Here is a 19,482-nt window from a genome sequence, read left to right on the forward strand (position 1 = left end):
CTGAATCTGGCGCATAGCTAAAGTTTCTCTTTCCCGCTACAGTTACTTTTCCACGGCGAAAGGAGATAAACATGCTTTATATCTTTGACTTAGGAAATGTAATCGTCGATATCGATTTTAACCGGGTGCTGGGCGCATGGAGCGATTTTAGCCGTGTTCCGCTGGCGACGTTAAAGCAGAATTTCGCGATGGGCGAGACTTTCCATCTACACGAGCGCGGTGAGATCAGCGATGAAACGTTCGCAGAGCGTTTCTGTCAGGAAATGGGTCTCTCGTTAAGCTACGAGCAGTTTTCCCACGGCTGGCAGGCCATATTTGTCGCGATCCGCCCCGAAGTGATCGACATCATGCACAAGCTGCGCGAGCAGGGGCATCGCGTTGTTGTGCTGTCTAATACCAACCGCCTGCATACCACCTTCTGGCCGGATGAATACCCGGAGATCCACGCTGCGGCTGATAAAGTGTATCTCTCCCAGGAGATGGGGATGCGTAAACCGGAGGCGCGCATCTACCAGGCGGTGTTGCAGGAAGAAGGATTCACGGCGGCGGATGCGGTCTTTTTTGACGACAACGCCGATAATATAGAAGGGGCTAACCAGTTAGGCATCACCTCCGTTCTGGTGACCGGAAAAGAGACGATACCGAACTACTTTGCGAAGCAGTTATGCTAAAAACCGTTCATCAAAAAGCCAACCACCACACGCGCCCGCTCAGGGCGTGGCTGAAACTCCTCTGGCACCGCATTGACGAGGACAACATGACCACGCTGGCAGGCAATCTCGCCTACGTGTCATTGCTCTCGCTGGTTCCGCTGGTGGCGGTGATTTTTGCGCTTTTTTCGGCGTTTCCGATGTTTGCCGATGTGAGTATGCAGCTTCGTCATTTCGTCTTTGCGAACTTCATTCCTGCCACCGGCGACGTGATCCAGAACTACATCGAACAGTTTGTCGCTAACTCCAGCAAGATGACGGCAGTGGGTGCGTGTGGGCTGATTGTCACCGCGCTGCTGCTGATGTACTCCATCGACAGCGCGCTCAACACCATCTGGCGGAGCAAAAAAGTTCGCCCGAAGGTCTATTCCTTTGCCGTCTACTGGATGATATTAACCCTCGGCCCCTTGCTGGCGGGGGCGAGCCTGGCGATCAGTTCCTACCTTCTTTCGCTGCGCTGGGCGAGTGACTTAAACAGCGTGATCGATAACATGCTGCGCATCTTCCCGCTGATTTTATCGTGGCTTTCGTTCTGGCTGCTTTATAGCGTGGTGCCAACCACGCGTGTACCTAACCGGGATGCCGTGGTTGGCGCGCTGGTCGCGGCGTTGCTCTTTGAGCTGGGGAAAAAGGGATTCGCGCTTTATATCACCATGTTCCCCTCTTATCAGCTGATTTACGGCGTGCTGGCGGTGATCCCCATTTTGTTTGTCTGGGTCTACTGGACGTGGTGTATCGTCTTGCTTGGCGCCGAAATAACTGTCACTCTCGGGGTCTACCGCGAACTCAAAAAAGCAGCAGAAGCTGAAAAACAACAAGAAGCAGACCAACCATGATTGCATTGATTCAGCGCGTAACCCGTGCCAGCGTCACCGTGGAGGATGAGGTGACGGGTGAAATTGGCCCAGGACTTTTGGTGCTCCTGGGTGTCGAAAAGGATGATGACGAACAAAAAGCCAACCGCCTGTGCGAGCGCGTGCTGGGCTACCGCATATTCAGCGATGCGGAAGGCAAGATGAACCTGAACGTTCAGCAGGCTGGCGGCAGCGTGCTGGTGGTCTCCCAGTTTACGCTGGCCGCCGATACCGAGCGCGGCATGCGCCCGAGTTTTTCGAAGGGCGCGGCACCGGATCGCGCAGAAGCCCTTTACGCGTATTTTGTTGAGCGCTGTCGCCAACAGGACATGAATACACAAACCGGACGATTCGCTGCGGATATGCAGGTTTCGCTGGTGAACGATGGCCCCGTCACATTCTGGCTCCAGGTTTGAGCCAGCTGGCGGCCTGGCCGCGGGTAACAAGAGAGAGTACAGCTATGTATCACCTTCGAGTACCGCAAACGGAAGAAGAGTTAGAGGTTTATTACCATTTCCGCTGGGAAATGCTGCGCAAGCCATTACATCAGCCGAAAGGATCTGAACGCGACGCCTGGGATGCGATGGCGCATCATCAGATGGTGGTGGATGAAGAGGGCAACCTCGTCGCCGTGGGGCGTCTGTATATCAATGCCGACAACGAAGCCTCTATTCGCTTTATGGCCGTTCACCCCTCCGTGCAGGACAAAGGCCTCGGAACGCTGATGGCGATGACGCTGGAATCCGTTGCCCGTCAGGAAGGGGTTAAGCGCGTCACCTGTAGCGCCCGCGAAGATGCCGTTGAGTTCTTTGCCAAGCTCGGTTTTGTGAATCAGGGTGAAATCAGCGCCCCGCAAACCACGCCGATTCGTCACTTTTTGATGATCAAACCTATCGCCACCCTGGATGATATTCTCCATCGCGCCGACTGGTGCGGACAGCTCCAGCAGGCGTGGTATCAGCACATACCGCTCAGTGAAAAAATGGGCGTGCGTATTCAGCAGTATACCGGGCAAAAATTTATCACCACCATGCCGGAAACCGGCAACCAGAACCCGCACCATACTCTGTTTGCCGGCAGCCTGTTTTCTCTCGCCACGCTCACCGGCTGGGGGCTGATCTGGCTGATGCTGCGCGAGCGTCATCTCGGCGGCACTATTATTCTTGCCGATGCCCATATTCGTTACAGCGCGCCGATCAGCGGCAAGCCGAGCGCGGTGGCCGACCTGGGCGCTCTGGGCGGCGATCTCGACCGCCTGGCGCGCGGACGTAAAGCACGCGTGCAGATGCAGGTTGAGCTGTTTGGCGATGATACGCCAGGCGCGGTGTTTGAAGGCACCTATATCGTTCTTCCTGCGAAGCCGTATGGCGCGTATGAAGAGGGGGGGAACGAGGAGGAGTAACCTCCTCTTTACTCTCGCCCGGCATGCTGAATGCGCCAGGCAATATCCCGCATTACGTCTCGTGCTGAGTGGCTAATTCCACCCAACTGGAAGAAGCCGTGTATTACACCCTGCCATTGCTGAGCGGTACATTTCACGCCTTGCTCGGTGAGGCGCTGATAAAGCGCCTCGTCTTCGTCGCATAACGGATCATACTCAGCGATAACAATATGGACATTCGGCAGGCCGCTAAAGTCCTTGCGCCAAAGGGGGCTGACCTCAGGATGCTGGCGGTCGGCTCCGGCCAGATACATTTCATAGCCGCTCAGAAGGGTATCGCGAGTAATCACATAATCTATGCCATTGAGGGTATAGCTTTCAAAACTGGCCGTGGCGTCAAGCATGGGGTAGATAAGAATGAGCTGCGCCGGATCCCAGAGACCTTTGGCCTTGAGCCGAAGCGCGGTTACCAGCGCAATATGTCCTCCCGCACTGTCTCCACAAAGCGTAATCCGGTTTTTATCCACGCCTAACTTCTCTGCGTTTTGCCAGACAAGTTCTGCCGCTCTCTCTGCATCGTCATGCGCAGCGGGGAACGTGTGTTCGGGGGCGAGTCTGTACTGAACCGCAATGACCCGGCAATTACCGTAAAACGCCAGCTGGCGAAGCTGATTATCATGGGTTTCAAACCCACCGCTGACAAAACATCCTCCATGATAGTAAAGGGCAGACGGTAACGTTTCAGGAGCATTGAGAGGTGAAAATACCCGAAAGGTCAGATCCTCAAGAACAAGCGTTTCAATCTGGACGCGCGTTTCTGTCACCCCAGCCAGCGCTGTGCTGGCTACATACCCGGCTCTCCGGTCATCAATACTCTGTTTCCGAAAGGAAGGCCGTCCTGCTGCAATAAACTCTTGTACAAGCTTATCAATACCCTTTTCCAGCGCCATGGCTACGTCCTTTTACTGTGTTTTTATACAGTTTATAACCTGATTTACAACAGATGAAAACAGAGAAATGTGAAAAGGTGGACGTTCTGGAAAGCGGCTCGCAAAATTCATTCTTCCCAAAAAAATGCACTTTAACCCTAAAGTATTTAAGCGTATTTTGCCTGAAAATTAACCGCAGATGATATACTAAGGTGATATATGAGTCTTTTGGCGGATTTTGAGATGGGCAGAATACTGATTGATTTGTCTGATGACGTAATTCAACGGCTGGATAACCTGAAGCAGCTGCGTAACCAGCCCCGCGCCGAATTGCTTCGGGAAGCCATTGAACAATATCTCGATCAGCAGAGTTCTTCGGTAATTCGTGATGCGCTTGGTTTGTGGGGAAATCAGCAAGAAGATGGGCTGGAGTACGAACGCAAGCTGCGTGAGGAGTGGTAATCATGGAACACATGGCAGTGTTTGATACCAATATTCTCATCGATCTCTTTAACAATCACGTAGAAGCTGCCGATACGATCGATCGTACGGCCTCGCATCGGGCGATTAGCCTTATCACGTGGATGGAGGTCATGGTCGGCGCGCGCAGGCATGGTCATGAAGCGAAAACGGCAGCTGTCATGGGCGCTTTTGAAATTATCGACGTTTCGCGGGATATCGCTGAAAGAAGCGTTGTGCTCCGTGAGAAACACGGGATGAAACTACCTGATGCCATCATTTTGGCCACAGCCCAGAGCAGAAATTGTCCCCTGGTGTCCCGCAATACCAAAGACTTTGCCGGAATAGCCGGGGTTGTTTCCCCTTACCAACTGTAGGCCGGGCAAGCTCGCGCCGCCCGGCACGCTTACAGGAGATTACTCCCCTTCACCCGGGAACAGGAACGGGTTAATCGAGCTACGGGCAAAGCCCTCCTGCTCCATTTTGGCGTCCAGAATCAACGAGGCGAGATCGTCGGCCACCGCTTCGACTTTCGGGTCCTTTTCCTGATACAGAATCTTCAGGTAAGTTCCGCAGTCGCCGCAGCTTTCGGCTTTCACCGCCGCGTCTTCATTTTCCAGCGACCAGTAGTTGAGATCGCGAGTCTGCTCGCAGTTGCTGCACTTGATGCGCACCACGTGCCACTCGGTTTCACACAGGTTGCAGTGCAGGTAGCGCAGCCCCTGCGTGGTGCCAATCTGCACCATGCTGGAGACCGGCATTGAGCCGCATACCGGGCAGAACTGGCGCGCTTCGCCGTATTCGGCGCGGGCTTTGCCCGGGATCAGGCTCGCCATTTGCGCCCAGTAAAGCGACAGCGCGGCCCAGATAAACGGCGCTTTATCGCTGCTGACCAGCGAGAAGTCGGAGGCAAACAGCGCGCTCGCCATCTCTTCCAGCTCTTGCTCTGACGCTTTTTCCAGGTTCTCAATGACCGCCAGCGCCGTGCCGCTCATCTCCGGCTTCAGCTCGGCAATCAGCGAATGCAGCAGCTTATGCCAGTGCTTGTCGCGCGGCAGGACGTGAATATCCAGCGGCGGCTTGCCCTGCTCGTTAGCTTCTTTGATGCGCGCGGTCAGGTCCATTTGCAGCGGGTGATCGTACAGCACCACCTCCTGCGCATGGGCGACCAGCGCGGCAAAACGCAGAAAATCGCCCAGCGGGTTGTTCTCTGCCAGCTCGCGCAGACGCTCTGCGCGGCGGTTGTAGAGGTTCTTGAGTCTGGGGAATAACAACGGCGGAATATACTCCGCCGTACGTTTCTCGCTCGACCCCAGCTCATCTTGCGGGATTATGCGAATACTCATTCAGATGACTTTTCCTGTTTCTGGCGGACTTCACGGTACCAGCGCGGGTGATGTTTCTTCGCCCACGTTTTGGTTACCCATCCTTCCACCATCGCGGTAATGGTGCCTTTCACCCAAAGGGCGGCGTAAATATGCACCATGATAACCACAATTAACGCCACTGCGGCAAATGAATGCAGCATTAACGCAAATCGGATCACCGGGATTGAGAAAGCAGGCGCAAAGTACGGACGCCAGATGATCACGCCGCTCACCAGCAACAGGACCAGGAAGATAATCGCCGCCCAGAATACGCATTTCTGACCGAAGTTATAACGCCCGGTATCACCCACTTCCTCGTTGACGACGATCTTACGAATATTCTTCGCCCAAAAGATATCATCCCGATTGATTAGGTTATGGTGCCAGTAGCGGAAAAACATGATGATAAACGAGGCAAACATCACCACACCCACGAACGGGTGAAGGATGCGCGCCAGCTGCGGCGTGCCCAGGATCTGCATCAGCCAGTTGAAGGAGGGGAAAAAGAACCCCAGCCCGCTTATCGCCGCCAGCATGAAACAGAAGGCGGTGACCCAGTGGTTGATGCGTTCCGGCGCGGTGTAGCGCACGATGGTGTCACGTTTTCTCATTTGCGCACCTCGTCTTTCTCTTCATGCAGATTATCGTCTTCCTCTTCCGCGCGGTTCGGACCGACGCCGACGTAGTGGAAGATGCTCGCTGCAAAGGTAGCCGCAAAACCGACCGCGGCCAGCGGTTTCCAGATGCCTTTCCAGAACTTCACGGTGGCGCTGATTTCCGGATTCTCCGGCAGGCCGTGATACAGGTTCGGCTTGTCGGCGTGGTGCAGCACGTACATCACGTGCGTCCCGCCAACCCCGGCCGGATCGTACAGGCCTGCGTTATCGTAACCACGGGTTTTCAGCTCGCCCACGCGCTCTGCCGCCAGCGTTTTCATATCCTCTTTGGAGCCAAAGTGGATAGCGCCGGTTGGGCAGGTCTTCACGCACGCTGGCTCCTGGCCGACGTTTACGCGGTCTACGCACAGGGTACATTTGTAGACGCGATTGTCTTCCGGGTTCATGCGCGGCACGTCGAACGGACAACCCGCGATGCAGTAGCCGCAGCCAATGCACTGCTCGGACTGGAAGTCGACGATGCCGTTGGCATACTGAATGATAGCCCCTTCTGACGGACACGCCTTCAGGCAGCCCGGATCCGCACAGTGCATACAGCCGTCTTTGCGGATAAGCCATTCCAGTTTGTCGTTCTGCTCCACTTCCGAGAAACGCATTACCGTCCAGGACTTGGCGGTCAGGTCTGCCGGGTTGTCGTACACCCCGACGTTGTGACCCACTTCGTCACGGATGTCGTTCCACTCTGAACAGGCCACCTGACAGGCTTTACAGCCGATACAGGTGGTCACGTCGATAAGCTTCGCCACTTCCTGCTGGTGGTCCCGCGCCTGAGGCGCGGGCGTGAAACCGTTAGTCGCGGAACGACGGATAATGTCTTGAGATTGATAAGCCATAAGTCGTCTCCGTTACACCTTTTCCACGTTCACGAGGAAGGCCTTAAACTCCGGCGTCTGCGTGTTCGCATCGCCGACGAACGGCGTCAGGGTGTTCGCAATGAACCCTTTCTTCGCCACGCCCTCATAGCCCCAGTGAATCGGAATACCGATGGTATCCACCTGCTGACCGTGAACGTTCAGCGTGCGAATACGCTTGGTCACTACCGCTTTGGCTTTGATGTAGCCACGGTTGGAAGAGACCTTCACGGTATCGCCATGGGCAATGCCGAGCTTGTTCGCCAGCTTCTCGCCGATCTCCACAAACTGTTCCGGCTGCGCGATGGCGTTAAGCAGCGCGTGCTTGGTCCAGTAGTGGAAGTGTTCGGTCAGACGGTAAGTGGTGCCCACGTACGGGAACTTGTCCTTTTTACCCAGCGCTTCAAAGTCGCCCTTGAAGATACGGGCTGCCGGGTTAGAGACCACGTTCGGGTGCAGCGGGTTGGTGCCCAGCGGCGTCTCAAACGGCTCGTAGTGTTCCGGGAACGGCCCTTCCGCCATCTTGTCGATAGCAAACAGGCGCCCCATCCCTTCAGGCTGCATGATAAACGGCCCAACGTCGCTGCCCGGTGCGGCAGTGCTGTAGTCCGGAATATCCACGCCGCCCCATTTCGCGCCGTCCCACTTCAGAAGCTGACGCTTCGGATCCCACGGGTTGCCCTGCGGGTCAGCGGAGGCACGGTTATAGAGGATGCGGCGGTTAAGCGGCCACGCCCATGCCCAGCCCAGCGTATTACCGAGGCCCGACGGGTCGGCGTTGTCGCGGTTGGCCATCTGGTTGCCTTTCGGCGTCCAGCTACCGGCAAAGATCCAGCAGCCGCTTGACGTCGTACCATCATCGCGCAGGTGCGCGAAGGTGCTGAGCTGGTCGCCTTTCTTCGCCAGAACCGCACCGGTCGCCGGGTCGATAACGTCCGCCAGCGCCTTACCGTTGCTCTCCATGGCCACTTCTTCCGGCGCAGGGTTTTCCGGCGTCGAGTAGTTCCAGGTCATGTTCAGCACCGGCTCAGGCGTTGCGCCGCCCTCAGAGGCGTACATCTTACGCAGGCGTAAGAAGATGCCGGCCAGGATCTCGCCGTCGTTCAGGGCAATGCCCGGGGCGTCCGCGCCTTTCCAGTGCCACTGCAACCAGCGGCCAGAGTTGACGATAGAACCGTTCTCTTCCGCGAAACAGGTAGACGGCAGACGGAACACCTCGGTCTGAATCTTCGACGGATCGACGTCGTTCGACTCACCGTGGTTCTGCCAGAAGGTCGAGGTTTCGGTATTGAGCGGGTCAATCGTCACCAGGAATTTCAGCTTCGACAGAGACTCGACAACCTTGTTCTTGTTCGGGAATGACGCGACCGGGTTAAAGCCCTGGCAGATATAGCCGTTGACCTGCCCCTGGTGCATCATCTCGAAGTACTGGAGGACGTCGTAACCTTTGTCCCACTTCGGCAGCCAGTCAAAGCCCCAGCTGTTTTCCGCCGTCGCCTTGTCGCCGTAGAAGGCTTTCATCAGCGAGACGAAGAACTTCGGATAGTTGCCCCAGTAGTTAACCTGGCCTTCGAGCAGCGGTTTTGGCGTGCTGGCCGTCAGGTAAGTTTGCAGGTCAGTCTGTTTTTCGCTTGGCAGGTTCATGTAGCCCGTCAGGCTCTGAGACAGCAGGCCGAGGTCGGTCAGACCCTGGATGTTAGAGTGACCGCGCAGGGCGTTTACGCCGCCGCCAGCCATCCCCATGTTGCCGAGCAGCAACTGAACCATCGCCATGGTGCGGATGTTCTGCGCGCCGATGGAGTGCTGCGTCCAGCCGAGCGCATACAGGAACGACGCGGTTTTATCTTTCGCGCTGGTTTCCGCAATCAGCTCGCACACCTTCAGGAAGTCTGCCTTCGGTGTCCCGCAGATGTTCTCGACAACGTCCGGCGTGTAGCGGGAAACGTGCTCTTTCAGCAGGTTCCACACGCAGCGCGGGTGTTGCAGGGTGGTGTCGCGCTTCGCAAAGCCGTTTTCGTCCAGCTCGTAGTTCCAGCTGGTTTTGTCGTATTTGCGTTTTTCGGCGTCATAACCGCTGAACAGGCCATCCTCGAAGCTGTAATCCTCACGCACGATCAGGCTGGCGTTGGTATAGGCTTCGGTGTATTCGCGGTTATATTTTTCGTTGGTCATCAGGTACAGCAATACGCCTGACAGGAAAGTGATGTCAGTACCTGAACGAATAGGGGTGTAGAAATCCGCCACTGACGCCGTACGCGTAAAGCGGGGATCGATCACAATCAGTTTTGCACCGTTGTGGATTTTGGCTTCCATCGCCCAGCGGAACCCGACAGGGTGCGCTTCAGCGGCGTTACCGCCCATCACCACAATGAGGTTGGCGTTCTTGATGTCGACCCAGTGGTTGGTCATCGCACCGCGACCAAATGTTGGAGCAAGACTTGCTACCGTTGGTCCGTGTCAGACACGCGCCTGGTTGTCGACCGCGAGCATACCGAGTGCGCGCGTAAATTTCTGGGTTAAATAGCCGGTTTCGTTACTGGAGGCTGAAGCACACAGCATCCCGGTGGAGAGCCAGCGGTTAACGGTGGTGCCTTCGGCATTCTTCGCGATAAAGTTGGCATCGCGGTCTTCTTTCATCAGCTTAGCGATGCGATCGAACGCCTCTTCCCAGCTGATTTGCTGCCATTTATCAGAGCCTGGCGCGCGATACTCAGGAAACTTCAGGCGGCTCTCGGAGTGGATAAAATCTACCAGACCGGCCCCTTTCGGACACAGCGCACCACGGTTGACCGGATGATCCGGATCGCCTTCAATGTGGAAAATAGATGCTTTGGCGTTTTTCGCACCGTCGCCGAGGCTATACATTAACAGCCCACAGCCGACGGAGCAGTACGTACAGGTGTTACGGGTTTCGCGGGTACGCAGCAGTTTATACTGCCGCGTTTCCGCCAGCGCTACGCCGGGCGCAAAGCCCAGTGCCGCCGCCGTGGTGCCTGCCATACCGCCAGCGCAGATCTTAAAGAACTGCCTTCTGCTGACCTGCATGGGTCACTCCTTGGTTCATTACGACATTGCTATGTAGTTTTACTTTGCGGTTGAGAATTAACCGCAAAGGAGAAAAATTTGCATTAAACCCCCATTTCTCCGAGGGATAAGCGCAGAATACCACAATGTCGGTACGCCTGTTCCAACGGCGTTAAAACAAAGTGAACGTATTATCACGGCATTGATTATAAAATGTGATATCAGTCACATTTTTCTCTGGGGATGTTAAGGGTGTGTAGCAGGCGACCGGTTGCACCCCTCCGAATTGAGTAGGAGAATGGTTGCTGAAAAGTTGATCCATACTATGCGTAAGGTCTGCTGTTTGTGTTGCAATAGCAGGCTCACTTCCGTGGTTGTTCAGGAATACCGTTGTGTCTAAACAAAACCGTGCTGCCCACGCGTCGACACTGCCTGCGGGCATTGTGGAACTGTCGGTACACAGACCGCCCCATATCTCAGATGCCACGCCAGATTTTCTGGCGGAAGAAGTCCCCGTTGCGCTGGTTTACAACGGTATTTCGCATGTGGTGATGATGGCCTCGCCGAAAGATCTTGAGCTGTTCGCCATCGGTTTCTCCCTCTCGGAAGGCATCATTGCCCATCCGCAGGAGATCTACGGCATGGACGTCGTGCCAGCCTGCAACGGTCTCGAAGTGCAAATCGAACTCTCCAGCCGCCGCTTTATGGGGCTTAAAGAGCGTCGACGGGCGCTGGCCGGACGTACCGGCTGCGGCGTGTGCGGCGTTGAACAGCTTAACGATATTGGTAAACCGATTGTTCCCCTGCCGTTCACCCAGACGTTTAATCTGGCGCATCTTGACCGGGCGCTTGAGCATCTGAACGACGTTCAGCCCATCGGCCAGCTCAGCGGCTGTACGCATGCGGCGGCGTGGGTATTGCCGTCGGGGAGTATTGCAGGCGGGCATGAAGACGTTGGCCGCCACGTGGCGCTGGACAAGCTGTTAGGCCGCCGCGCACGGGAAAACAACGTCTGGCAGCAGGGCGCGGCGCTCGTTTCCAGCCGTGCCAGCTATGAGATGGTGCAAAAGTCCGCCATGTGCGGCGTGGAAATCCTGTTTGCGGTGTCGGCGGCAACCACGCTGGCGGTGGACGTGGCGGAGCGCTGTAACCTGACGCTGGTGGGGTTCTGCAAGCCGGGTAGGGCAACCATTTACACCCATCCTCAGCGGTTAATTGTTGATCAGTAATTTTGAATAATATAGGCAAATCCTTCCGCTTTTAGTTGATCGGGATGAGGACTACTATTTATCTCATCAAGGCACGGTGCCTTACCAAAACAACTTAACGAAAGGGTTTATCTCATGAAAAGCATCAAAACTTTTGTCGCAGTAATCGCTCTGGCTACTTCTTTTGGTTCTTTCGCTGCGCAGACAGTGACCGCATCCGCCTCTACGCTGGACGGTGCTGAAGCTAAAATCGCTGCACAGGCTCAGGAAGCGGGCGCGTCATCCTATAAAATTACCCAGGCGTTCACCGGTAACCGCGTACACATGACCGCTGAACTGAACAAATAAGTTATGCCGCCGCTGTCCCTGCTCTTCGGAGCCGGGACAGGTTTATTTTCTGCTGTTTCTTCCCCGAATCTCCCGCCTGTCTTCCAGGATAATCCTGATTAACGAAACAATAACTGTAAAAGTTTCCCTTCTTTAGTTACTTTTGTTTGAAATAGAACAGTTCCATACACATTTCAAATATAAGGTCAGACCAGCTTTCTGCATATATTTATCAAAAGAATGAATTGTGTTTTTTTGATGCTGTATTACCGGTTTCACATTCAGCGCAAATATGATTGATCTTGAGTTTTAAGGAATTCCTCAGGTGTAAATCCTAAAAGGATTTTGAAGCATTGATTGAGTTTATCTGTGATGCTATTTTCCCAGAACAAACTGTTTTAGGTAATAACCCCAGGCCAGATATTTATTATCTGGTTTATTTTGTATTTCACTTATATAAGGAAATTAAATGAACGCGATGTTTAAAAAAGGAATGCTGGCGTCCGTGCTGGCTGTAGCGGCGTCTTCTGCCATGGCGGCATCCAGCATTGATATTCAGGTTACAGGTAAAATTGTGCCAGCTTCCTGTACGCCTTCTTTTGTGAGCGGGGGCGGTATTGCTGATTATGGTACGATAAAAGCTGCTTCTTTGAATGACACCACGGCAACAGCGCTGGCGGAGACTAAAATTATCCCTATTTCCATCTCCTGCGAATCTCCTACACGTATTGGCGTAACGTTTAACGATGCGCATGCTGACTCAGCGCCAACCGACATTCTGCCAGTCAATTTTGGCGATCTGGATTTTGGAACAGCCGTTGATAATACAGCAGGGCTGGGTATGTATAACGGCCAGAAGATTGGTGCTTATGCAATGGGTATTCAGAAGGATGAGGGTACAGTGACAAATGATACGGGTGATAATCTGTATCCAATTTTCACGAAGGTTGCCGGCGCAGCTTCTGGTTGGGGTATAAAATCCGGCATGCATTATATGCAAATTTCTACGGATAAAAGTGAGACGTACTCTTTCACCGACAGTGAGAGTGGTGATGCACCTGTTGCACAGAAACAGATTAACTTCAACGTGGGCATCAGAGCGCAGATCAACCCAACCAACGATCTCAATATTGTCGACGAAGCCACGCTGGACGGTTTAACCAACGTAGAGCTGGTTTATCTGTAATAACGTCACAGACTCAACACTCCACGTCAGTGGAGTGTTATTTAAATATTAATGGACTAATATTATGCCGCTTTTAAAAAGAACGCTGATTTGTGCCTGCCTGTTCGCCTCTTTTAACACGCTGGCAGCCGGAATGGTGCCGGAAACCTCACTGCTGATTGTGAAAGAAGACGAGCAGGGTGCCAGTATGGACGTCAAAAACACGGATGCCGACGCCCAGTTGTTGTACACGAAACTGGTTGATTTGCCCGATGATCCTAAACCCGGCCTGATTGTGACGCAGCCGGTGGTGCGCGTGGACGCGGGTAAAACCCAGCGCGTGCGTTTTGTGCTAAAAAACAGCGCCGAGCCGCTGAAGGTGGAACATTTAAAGCGCGTTATTTTTACCGCTATTCCGCAGCGTGAAAAAAACAAGGTGAAGGTCACCTTTAGCCAGAATCTGCCCGTTATTATTCGTCCGGCCGGGCTGGCGGTAAATCTGGAGCCATGGAAAGACTTAAAATGGCAGGTTAACAACGGCAGCGTCACCGTCGAGAATAAAACCCCTTACGTTGTGCGTATGGAACAAAAAGCAAAATTATTGCCATCAGGTACGGCTGCACAATTCTCGAAGCCCTATATATTGCCTGGCGAAAAAATGACGGTAAGCATAAAAGGGAAAATAACGCCCTCAGAAAAGCAGATTGAAATTTATCCCGCTACCCGTTATGGCTACAAAGCTCAAAGTTATATTGCCGATTTAAAATAACAATTAATTTAACAGCACATGGAGTGGTTATGTTAACGGTTTCCTGTAAAAAGGGAATGCTGGCGTTTTGCCTTACGGCGCTGGCTTTCAGCATTCGGGCGGAAATAACCCCTACCGCAAATGAATCAATGGAGTTGGCGAGAGCGATATTCGACACCGACGCATTAAAAAATCAGGGGCTGGATCCTGCGATTGCTGAATACTACTCCATGGCTCCTCGTTTTTCTCCCGGCTACCATAACGTAACCGTGAATATTAACGGGAATAAGCGAACGCTGATGCCGGTGAAGTTTGATGAGGACGGTACGCCCTGTATTGATGACGAGTTTCTGGAAAATGCGGGTCTGATTAAAAAAACCAGACGCGGTACCTGCCCTAAAATTCATCAGTACTGGTCCGGATCGACTATTCAGTCTTCACCGGATATTGAAGAGATATCGGTCGTGGTTCCACCGGAAGCGTTGGATCCTGATTTCGGACGCCAGTTCGCGGAAGTTCAGGGTGGCCGTGCGGCAATGCTGAATTATTCCATGTTCGGCACCCATAACCAGTATGACGATGAAAAAGCCGACCGTTTTCAGTCCACCTTCGAAATGGGCTTTAACGCCGGGGACTGGATTGTGCGCAGCACGCAGTTCGTCAGCGACGGTAGCGATCAAAGCTTTGACGTTGAATCCCTTTATACTTACGCCCAGCGTACCTTCACCGACTATGGCGTGATGGTGCAGGGCGGCCAGATTAACGTGGCCAACAGCCGCTTCAGTATTCCGTCTATCTATGGGGTACAGATGATGCCGGATACCGCCCTCCTGCCTCAGGGCGGTACGGGCGTGGAAGTTAGCGGTATCGCCCGCAACCCTCAGGCGCGTGTAGATATCCGCCAGGGCGGACAGTTGATTTACTCGACGCTGGTGCCTGCCGGGCCGTTTAACCTGGATGACGTACCGCTGGCTAACCTCAACACCGACCTGAACGTGACGGTGACCGAGACAGACGGCAGCGAAAACCGTTTTACCGTGTCGGCGAGTACGTTCCGCAGCAACCACGTGGGCCGCGCACCGGGCTTTACCATGGCGGTAGGCCGTGTTGAAGACGACATGGATTCGCGCTACGAAAAACCGTGGGTGGTCTCTGCCAATAACGGCTGGTCCATCAACAAGCGCGTCAATTTCCTCGCCGGAATGGTGATGGCGGATAATCACTATTACGGTTTCTCCGGCAATCTGGACACCGTACCGATGCAGAACCTGTATGCCTCGCTCGGTTTTCTGGCGTCGATAGACAACCAGTCGCAAACGGACGGCAACAAAACCACGCTCGACCTGGGATATTCTCTGCCGTGGGGCATCGGCCTCTCGATGGGCGGCAGCTACGGCACGCCGGATTATCGCGAGATGACGGAGCTGTACGGTGACGACGACGATATGTCGCAAACCAAATATGACACCAACGTGGGTATCAACTGGTCTAGCAGCTTGCTCGGCCGTTTCTCCCTCAGCTACTACCGCAACGAGAGCTGGAACAGCGAGTACGACAGCCGCCGCTTCATCTCTTCGTGGTCCCAGTCCTTTAAGTATTTCAACGTAAGCGTGAACTGGGAATCGGACGTCAGCCGTAACGATGACAGCGATAACGATCTGTTTTACGTGAACGTGTCGATCCCACTTGGACGTACGGGCGTAAATACCAGCTCCTGGTATCGTGAGAGTGAAGGTAAGAGCTCGTACGGCACGCGCGCAATGGGATCGCTTAACGAGGCGAACCAGTACACGGTTGGCGTTTCTCAGGATCAGGACAATAACACCACCAGCTGGGACAGCTCGCTGAGCAGCAACCTGCATTACACCAGCCTGTCGCTGGCGGCAGGGGGCGATAACGACAGCAATACCAACTACTCCGCAGCGCTGAGCGGCGGGATTGTGGCGCACGGCGATGGCGTGACCTTCTCGCCGTACCGCGTGGCTGACACCTATGCCATCGCTAAGCTGGATAAACCGGTGGCAGGCGTCGAGATTGGCACCTCACGTGGTCCGGTATGGACGGATAAATGGGGCCAGGCGGTGATCCCCGCACTGTCACCGTTCCGCGAAAGCACGATTGAGGTCAACACCCAAAAACTGCCTGGCAACCTGGATGTGCGAAACGGCAGAACGGCGATCAAGGCTTCTCACGGTGCCGTGGCGAAGTGGGAGTTTGCGACGTTAAGCCAGCGCCGCGTGCTGCTGGCTATCAGCCGCGCGGACGGTACGCCGCTGCCGGAAGGCGTCTCCATCGTGGACGGAGCGGGTGAGTACGTCACGACAGCACCCGAAGACGGCGTGATCTTCCTCAACGATATCTCCGCCAACCAGCAGCTCTACGCGAAGCTGGATGAGGGGCGATGCAGGCTGACGTATACCCTGCCGGAGGCAGAACCGAATAAATTCTATGAAGAGGTGACAGGGACATGTCTCTAAATAACGTTCATAAGTACGTGATGATGGTCGCGCTGCTTTGCGGCGGGGCGGGGATGCCGGCAGCCGCGCAGGCCGATGAGGGCGAGTGTGAAATGATGTCCGCCGTAAAGACCGTCGACTATGGTCGTTACCGTAAAGAGGATATGCGAAAGGGTTCTGCTGAGCATGTGGGCCAGGTCTATAACGGTTATGCCTCGGTCACGCGGGAACTTCAGGTGTCGGTGATATGCCCGGATGCGCGTAAAATGCGCATCTCCATCACCGGCGCGGCCCGACAAAACAGGGCCTGGCGATATTCAGATAACGGCGCAATGAAGATTGCGTTCAGGGATGGCCGCGTGGACGGGAATACGGTGCAACTGGCCGCTGTTGATACCGGCGCGGTGGCCGTTCAGGGTGGAGCGTCAGAGGTGACGTTACCGCCGGAAAAAACGCTGGCTGCCGTTAACGGAACGGAAGTCGCGGGGGAGCAGTTCACCGCAACGATGATGGTGACAACCTACCTGTCAGATAAAGCTTTTAGCACAACCAACGAGACCGATTTTACCGAGACGCTGACGCTGAGCGCCGACACCCTTCCGGCGCAGTAATCCCCGCTGATGCCCGGCAGACCGACTATGCCGGGCATTTCTTTTAGTGGATCCCCGCCAGACGCAGCAGCGCCGTCACCACCGCCGCCGCGACGATCACCACAATTAACGGCATTTTTCGCCAGGCCAGAAACACCGCGAACCCCACGCCCAACACGCGCGCCATCCCCGCAAAATGTTCCCCTTCATAAAACGTTGTTGCCAGCGCGACGGAGAACAGCAAAACGGTAGCCGCATCGGAAAGCAGCGCCTGCGATCGTTCAGAAAGCGCCAGCCGGTTGCCGAGCTTTGCTCCGCCAAGACGCATCAGATAGGTTCCGGCAGAAAGAATGGCGATGCCGAGAATAAAGACCGTCATGTTTTCCATTATTTTTTCCTCGCGGCGAGACCGAGCAAAGAGAGCAGCACCGGCAGGCCCACCGGCGCAAACGGCACCGCTGCCAGCGACAACACCGCGCCGCTACAGGCGCGGATCAGCGTGGTGCGGTTTTTGAATGCCGGCACGACTAGCGCCAGCAGGATCGCCGGAAACACCGCGTCCAGCCCGATGGTTTCCGGGTCCGGCAGCAGCTTGCCGACCATTGCCCCCAGCACCGCCCCCAGCGGCCAGATGATTGCCACGCCTAGCCCGCACAGCCAGTAGGCCGCCTTACGCTGCTCGGCGGTTTTTTGCGACAGGCCGAACACCACGCTTTCATCGTTCATGATATGACAGCCCAGAAAGCTCAGGCCGCGCTTGCCCACCAGCTCACGTACCGTCACGCCGAACGGCACATGGCGGGCGTTAACCAGCAAACCGGCCGCCGCCGCTGCCAGCGGATTGCCGCCGCTCGCCACGATGCCGATGAACATAAACTCGGATGCGCCCGCCAGCACCGTGAGGGAAAGCACAAACGGCACCCACAGCGGGAAGCCGTAGGCCATCGCCAGCGAGCCGTAAGACATGCCGACCACGCCTACCGCGAGGCAGACCAAAATTATCGCTTTTATCGTGTCGCCTTTCAGACAAGAGAGGTGATTCTTCATACCCTTTTAGCCATATCGAACGTATTTCCATTATAATGAACGCATCAAGATCGTTTTACAAGATGAACGAATCGTTCGTTATAGAGAGACAGAGGCCGTTTTTATGACGCAGCCAATCAGCGTGATCGCCAAAAGCCTGGTGCGGGAACGCCTGCGAACCGGGCTATCGCTGGCGGAAATTGCCCGCCGTGCCGGGATCGCCAAATCCACGCTTTCCCAGCTGGAGTCTGGCAACGGCAATCCCAGCCTGGAAACGCTCTGGTCGCTTTGCGTGGCGCTGGATATTCCGTTTGCCCGGCTACTGGAGCCGCAGCAACCCGTCACGCAGGTGATCCGCCGCGGCGAGGGCACAAAGGTGGTTGCCGGGCAGGCGAACTACGAGGCGATTTTGCTGGCGGCGTGTCCGCCGGGGGCGCGTCGTGATATCTATCTGCTGCTGACGCAGCCGGGCGCAGACCGTATTTCCCAGCCGCATCCGCCGGGGTCGGTTGAGCACATTATCGTGACCCAGGGGCGGGCGATGGTCGGCCTGATCGACGCGGCGGAAGAACTCGGCCCGGGCGATTACATTTGCTACCCCGCCGACCAGCCGCATATTTTTAAGGCGCTGGAGCCGGATACGCACGCCCTTCTGGTGGCGGAACAAAATTAACGAAGATACGGAAAATCATGTCGCTCAAAGCCATTGCTAAAGAACTGGGGCTGTCCGTCACTACCGTCAGCCGCGCCCTCAACGGGTATGACGACGTTTCTGCTGAGACGCGCGCCCGCGTGGAGGCGGAGGCCCAGCGCCGTGGCTACCGACCTAATACGTTTGCGCGCCGCCTGAAGATGGGCAAAATTGATGCCGTCGGCCTCGTTTTTCCCGTGCATCCTGTTCCGCTCAATAACAGCGTTTTTATGGACATGGTCGGCGAAATTAGCCACGAACTGGCGCGACATGAGATCGATCTGCTGCTCATCGCTGACGACGATCTGGCGGACAAACACAGCTATATGCGCATGGTGCAAAGCCGGCGCGTGGATGCGCTGATTGTGGCCCATACGCTGGATCGCGACCCGCGTCTTGAGCAGCTTCAGGCCGCCGGATTCCCGTTCCTGGCGCTTGGCCGCAGCCAGCTACCGCAGCCGTACGCGTGGTTCGATTTCGACAACTATGCCGGCACGTACCAGGCCACCCGCTGGCTGATCGAGAAAGGCCATCACCGCATCGCCCTGCTGGGCGAAAGCAACAATCAGGCATTCATCACCCAGCGGCGGCAGGGCTACCTGGACGCGCTGCGGGAAGCCGGGCTCTCCAGCGAATGGCTGCGCGCTATGCCCCCTTCGCGCCGCGTAGGCTATGCGACCACGCAAGAACTTCTCTCTCTGCCGCAGCCGCCCACGGCCATCATTACCGACTGCAACACCCACGGCGACGGCGCGGCGATGGCGCTGGCGCAGATGGGGCGCCTGTCCGGCGACGAGGCCATCTCGCTGGTGGTTTACGACGGTTTACCGCAGGACAGCATTGTCGATATTGACGTGGCGGCGGTGATCCAGTCCACCCGCCAGGGCGTTGGAAAGCAGATTGCGGACATGGTGCGCCAGCTGATCAACGGCGATGACGTCGAACGGCTCCAGGTGCTCTGGCAGCCGGAATTCTTCCCGGGCCAGACGGCCTAAACCGGGCAAATTTCCAAACCCGAT

21 protein-coding genes are annotated in these 19,482 nt (G+C 55.5%); 14 read left to right on the plus strand and 7 right to left on the minus strand.

The features are described 5' to 3' along the window. The first annotated feature begins 71 nt into the window (after nucleotides 1–71). From yihX to fabY, 4 genes are read left to right on the plus strand one after another with little or no spacing between them, the layout of a single operon-like run. Nucleotides 72–671, plus strand: a complete 600-nt coding sequence (gene yihX / locus E0L16_RS16040) for a glucose-1-phosphatase (protein WP_063449678.1) — start codon at nucleotides 72–74, stop codon at nucleotides 669–671. After that, nucleotides 665–1,546, plus strand: coding sequence for a virulence factor BrkB family protein (locus tag E0L16_RS16045; RefSeq protein ID WP_063449679.1), 882 nt, complete (start codon nucleotides 665–667; stop codon nucleotides 1,544–1,546). Before yihX ends, E0L16_RS16045 begins: the two co-directional genes overlap by 7 nt. Further along, nucleotides 1,543–1,980, plus strand: a complete 438-nt coding sequence (gene dtd, locus E0L16_RS16050; protein WP_063449680.1) for a D-aminoacyl-tRNA deacylase — start codon at nucleotides 1,543–1,545, stop codon at nucleotides 1,978–1,980. The genes E0L16_RS16045 and dtd overlap by 4 nt, the downstream gene beginning before the upstream one ends. A gap of 44 nt (nucleotides 1,981–2,024) precedes the next feature. Beyond that, entirely contained in the window at nucleotides 2,025–2,966 is a 942-nt protein-coding gene (gene fabY / locus E0L16_RS16055) for a fatty acid biosynthesis protein FabY (RefSeq protein ID WP_063449681.1), read from the plus strand. Between the two features lie 8 nt (nucleotides 2,967–2,974). Here the strand turns inward: fabY and E0L16_RS16060 are convergent, their stop codons facing one another. Beyond that, nucleotides 2,975–3,895, minus strand: coding sequence for an alpha/beta hydrolase (locus tag E0L16_RS16060; RefSeq protein ID WP_131637372.1), 921 nt, complete (start codon nucleotides 3,893–3,895; stop codon nucleotides 2,975–2,977). Nucleotides 3,896–4,093: 198 nt separating this feature from the next. On the opposite strand from E0L16_RS16060, the gene E0L16_RS16065 reads away from it, so the two are divergent. Both E0L16_RS16065 and E0L16_RS16070 read left to right on the plus strand, forming a co-directional pair. Next, complete coding sequence (locus tag E0L16_RS16065; RefSeq protein WP_063449683.1) at nucleotides 4,094–4,336, plus strand: ribbon-helix-helix domain-containing protein; 243 nt, start codon at nucleotides 4,094–4,096, stop codon at nucleotides 4,334–4,336. Nucleotides 4,337–4,338: 2 nt separating this feature from the next. Next, nucleotides 4,339–4,710, plus strand: a complete 372-nt coding sequence (locus E0L16_RS16070; protein WP_077221056.1) for a type II toxin-antitoxin system VapC family toxin — start codon at nucleotides 4,339–4,341, stop codon at nucleotides 4,708–4,710. Between the two features lie 39 nt (nucleotides 4,711–4,749). On the opposite strand, the gene fdhE is transcribed toward E0L16_RS16070, so the two are convergent. The 4 genes from fdhE to fdnG are packed head-to-tail and all read right to left on the minus strand — an operon-like array spanning nucleotide 4,750 to nucleotide 10,273. Beyond that, nucleotides 4,750–5,679, minus strand: coding sequence for a formate dehydrogenase accessory protein FdhE (gene fdhE / locus E0L16_RS16075; protein WP_023315053.1), 930 nt, complete (start codon nucleotides 5,677–5,679; stop codon nucleotides 4,750–4,752). Continuing rightward, complete coding sequence (gene fdoI, locus E0L16_RS16080) at nucleotides 5,676–6,311, minus strand: formate dehydrogenase cytochrome b556 subunit (protein WP_015569914.1); 636 nt, start codon at nucleotides 6,309–6,311, stop codon at nucleotides 5,676–5,678. Before fdoI ends, fdhE begins: the two co-directional genes overlap by 4 nt. Beyond that, on the minus strand, nucleotides 6,308–7,210 hold the full coding sequence (gene fdxH, locus E0L16_RS16085) for a formate dehydrogenase subunit beta (protein WP_003861960.1): 903 nt from the start codon (nucleotides 7,208–7,210) through the stop codon (nucleotides 6,308–6,310). Before fdxH ends, fdoI begins: the two co-directional genes overlap by 4 nt. A gap of 12 nt (nucleotides 7,211–7,222) precedes the next feature. Next, on the minus strand, nucleotides 7,223–10,273 hold the full coding sequence (fdnG, locus tag E0L16_RS16090) for a formate dehydrogenase-N subunit alpha (protein WP_131637374.1): 3,051 nt from the start codon (nucleotides 10,271–10,273) through the stop codon (nucleotides 7,223–7,225). A gap of 371 nt (nucleotides 10,274–10,644) precedes the next feature. Between fdnG and fdhD the strand changes: the two genes are divergently transcribed. From fdhD to E0L16_RS16120, 6 genes are all read left to right on the plus strand, one after another. Further along, the gene (gene fdhD / locus E0L16_RS16095; protein ID WP_107534255.1) at nucleotides 10,645–11,481 is read left to right on the plus strand and encodes a formate dehydrogenase accessory sulfurtransferase FdhD; all 837 of its coding nucleotides are present in this window, start codon (nucleotides 10,645–10,647) and stop codon (nucleotides 11,479–11,481) included. A 114-nt stretch (nucleotides 11,482–11,595) separates the two neighbouring features. Next, nucleotides 11,596–11,808, plus strand: coding sequence for a YdgH/BhsA/McbA family protein (locus E0L16_RS16100; protein ID WP_003861966.1), 213 nt, complete (start codon nucleotides 11,596–11,598; stop codon nucleotides 11,806–11,808). Between the two features lie 448 nt (nucleotides 11,809–12,256). Next, on the plus strand, nucleotides 12,257–12,973 hold the full coding sequence (locus tag E0L16_RS16105) for a DUF1120 domain-containing protein (RefSeq protein ID WP_131637376.1): 717 nt from the start codon (nucleotides 12,257–12,259) through the stop codon (nucleotides 12,971–12,973). Nucleotides 12,974–13,037: 64 nt separating this feature from the next. Further along, the gene (locus E0L16_RS16110) at nucleotides 13,038–13,721 is read left to right on the plus strand and encodes a fimbria/pilus chaperone family protein (RefSeq protein WP_131637378.1); all 684 of its coding nucleotides are present in this window, start codon (nucleotides 13,038–13,040) and stop codon (nucleotides 13,719–13,721) included. Nucleotides 13,722–13,750: 29 nt separating this feature from the next. Continuing rightward, entirely contained in the window at nucleotides 13,751–16,177 is a 2,427-nt protein-coding gene (locus E0L16_RS16115) for a fimbrial biogenesis usher protein (protein WP_131637380.1), read from the plus strand. Next, complete coding sequence (locus tag E0L16_RS16120) at nucleotides 16,168–16,767, plus strand: DUF1120 domain-containing protein (RefSeq protein ID WP_131637382.1); 600 nt, start codon at nucleotides 16,168–16,170, stop codon at nucleotides 16,765–16,767. Before E0L16_RS16115 ends, E0L16_RS16120 begins: the two co-directional genes overlap by 10 nt. Before the next feature lie 43 nt (nucleotides 16,768–16,810). On the opposite strand, the gene E0L16_RS16125 is transcribed toward E0L16_RS16120, so the two are convergent. Continuing rightward, a complete protein-coding gene (locus E0L16_RS16125; protein WP_006808703.1) occupies nucleotides 16,811–17,134 on the minus strand; it encodes an AzlD domain-containing protein in 324 nt (107 codons plus the stop codon). Beyond that, nucleotides 17,134–17,793 carry an AzlC family ABC transporter permease gene (locus E0L16_RS16130; protein ID WP_063449690.1) on the minus strand — a complete coding sequence of 220 codons (660 nt, stop codon included), beginning with the start codon at nucleotides 17,791–17,793 and terminating at the stop codon, nucleotides 17,134–17,136. The genes E0L16_RS16125 and E0L16_RS16130 overlap by 1 nt, the downstream gene beginning before the upstream one ends. A 103-nt stretch (nucleotides 17,794–17,896) precedes the next feature. Between E0L16_RS16130 and E0L16_RS16135 the strand changes: the two genes are divergently transcribed. Together E0L16_RS16135 and E0L16_RS16140 are read left to right on the plus strand one after the other, a co-directional pair. Next, the gene (locus E0L16_RS16135) at nucleotides 17,897–18,445 is read left to right on the plus strand and encodes a helix-turn-helix domain-containing protein (RefSeq protein WP_003861973.1); all 549 of its coding nucleotides are present in this window, start codon (nucleotides 17,897–17,899) and stop codon (nucleotides 18,443–18,445) included. 17 nt (nucleotides 18,446–18,462) lie between these two features. After that, on the plus strand, nucleotides 18,463–19,458 hold the full coding sequence (locus E0L16_RS16140) for a LacI family DNA-binding transcriptional regulator (protein WP_107534245.1): 996 nt from the start codon (nucleotides 18,463–18,465) through the stop codon (nucleotides 19,456–19,458). Nucleotides 19,459–19,482 lie beyond the last annotated feature (24 nt).

Source organism: Enterobacter quasihormaechei (genome assembly GCF_004331385.1).
Lineage (GTDB): Bacteria > Pseudomonadota > Gammaproteobacteria > Enterobacterales > Enterobacteriaceae > Enterobacter > Enterobacter quasihormaechei.

Coding starts and splice junctions, on each gene's coding strand:
- yihX (WP_063449678.1), top strand. CDS start 72: ATGCTTTATATCTTTGACTTAGGAAATGTAATCGTCGATATCGATTTT.
- E0L16_RS16045 (WP_063449679.1), top strand. CDS start 665: ATGCTAAAAACCGTTCATCAAAAAGCCAACCACCACACGCGCCCGCTC.
- dtd (WP_063449680.1), top strand. CDS start 1,543: ATGATTGCATTGATTCAGCGCGTAACCCGTGCCAGCGTCACCGTGGAG.
- fabY (WP_063449681.1), top strand. CDS start 2,025: ATGTATCACCTTCGAGTACCGCAAACGGAAGAAGAGTTAGAGGTTTAT.
- E0L16_RS16060 (WP_131637372.1), bottom strand. CDS start 3,895: ATGGCGCTGGAAAAGGGTATTGATAAGCTTGTACAAGAGTTTATTGCA.
- E0L16_RS16065 (WP_063449683.1), top strand. CDS start 4,094: ATGAGTCTTTTGGCGGATTTTGAGATGGGCAGAATACTGATTGATTTG.
- E0L16_RS16070 (WP_077221056.1), top strand. CDS start 4,339: ATGGAACACATGGCAGTGTTTGATACCAATATTCTCATCGATCTCTTT.
- fdhE (WP_023315053.1), bottom strand. CDS start 5,679: ATGAGTATTCGCATAATCCCGCAAGATGAGCTGGGGTCGAGCGAGAAA.
- fdoI (WP_015569914.1), bottom strand. CDS start 6,311: ATGAGAAAACGTGACACCATCGTGCGCTACACCGCGCCGGAACGCATC.
- fdxH (WP_003861960.1), bottom strand. CDS start 7,210: ATGGCTTATCAATCTCAAGACATTATCCGTCGTTCCGCGACTAACGGT.
- E0L16_RS16100 (WP_003861966.1), top strand. CDS start 11,596: ATGAAAAGCATCAAAACTTTTGTCGCAGTAATCGCTCTGGCTACTTCT.
- E0L16_RS16105 (WP_131637376.1), top strand. CDS start 12,257: ATGAACGCGATGTTTAAAAAAGGAATGCTGGCGTCCGTGCTGGCTGTA.
- E0L16_RS16110 (WP_131637378.1), top strand. CDS start 13,038: ATGCCGCTTTTAAAAAGAACGCTGATTTGTGCCTGCCTGTTCGCCTCT.
- E0L16_RS16115 (WP_131637380.1), top strand. CDS start 13,751: ATGTTAACGGTTTCCTGTAAAAAGGGAATGCTGGCGTTTTGCCTTACG.
- E0L16_RS16120 (WP_131637382.1), top strand. CDS start 16,168: ATGTCTCTAAATAACGTTCATAAGTACGTGATGATGGTCGCGCTGCTT.
- E0L16_RS16125 (WP_006808703.1), bottom strand. CDS start 17,134: ATGGAAAACATGACGGTCTTTATTCTCGGCATCGCCATTCTTTCTGCC.
- E0L16_RS16130 (WP_063449690.1), bottom strand. CDS start 17,793: ATGAAGAATCACCTCTCTTGTCTGAAAGGCGACACGATAAAAGCGATA.
- E0L16_RS16135 (WP_003861973.1), top strand. CDS start 17,897: ATGACGCAGCCAATCAGCGTGATCGCCAAAAGCCTGGTGCGGGAACGC.
- E0L16_RS16140 (WP_107534245.1), top strand. CDS start 18,463: ATGTCGCTCAAAGCCATTGCTAAAGAACTGGGGCTGTCCGTCACTACC.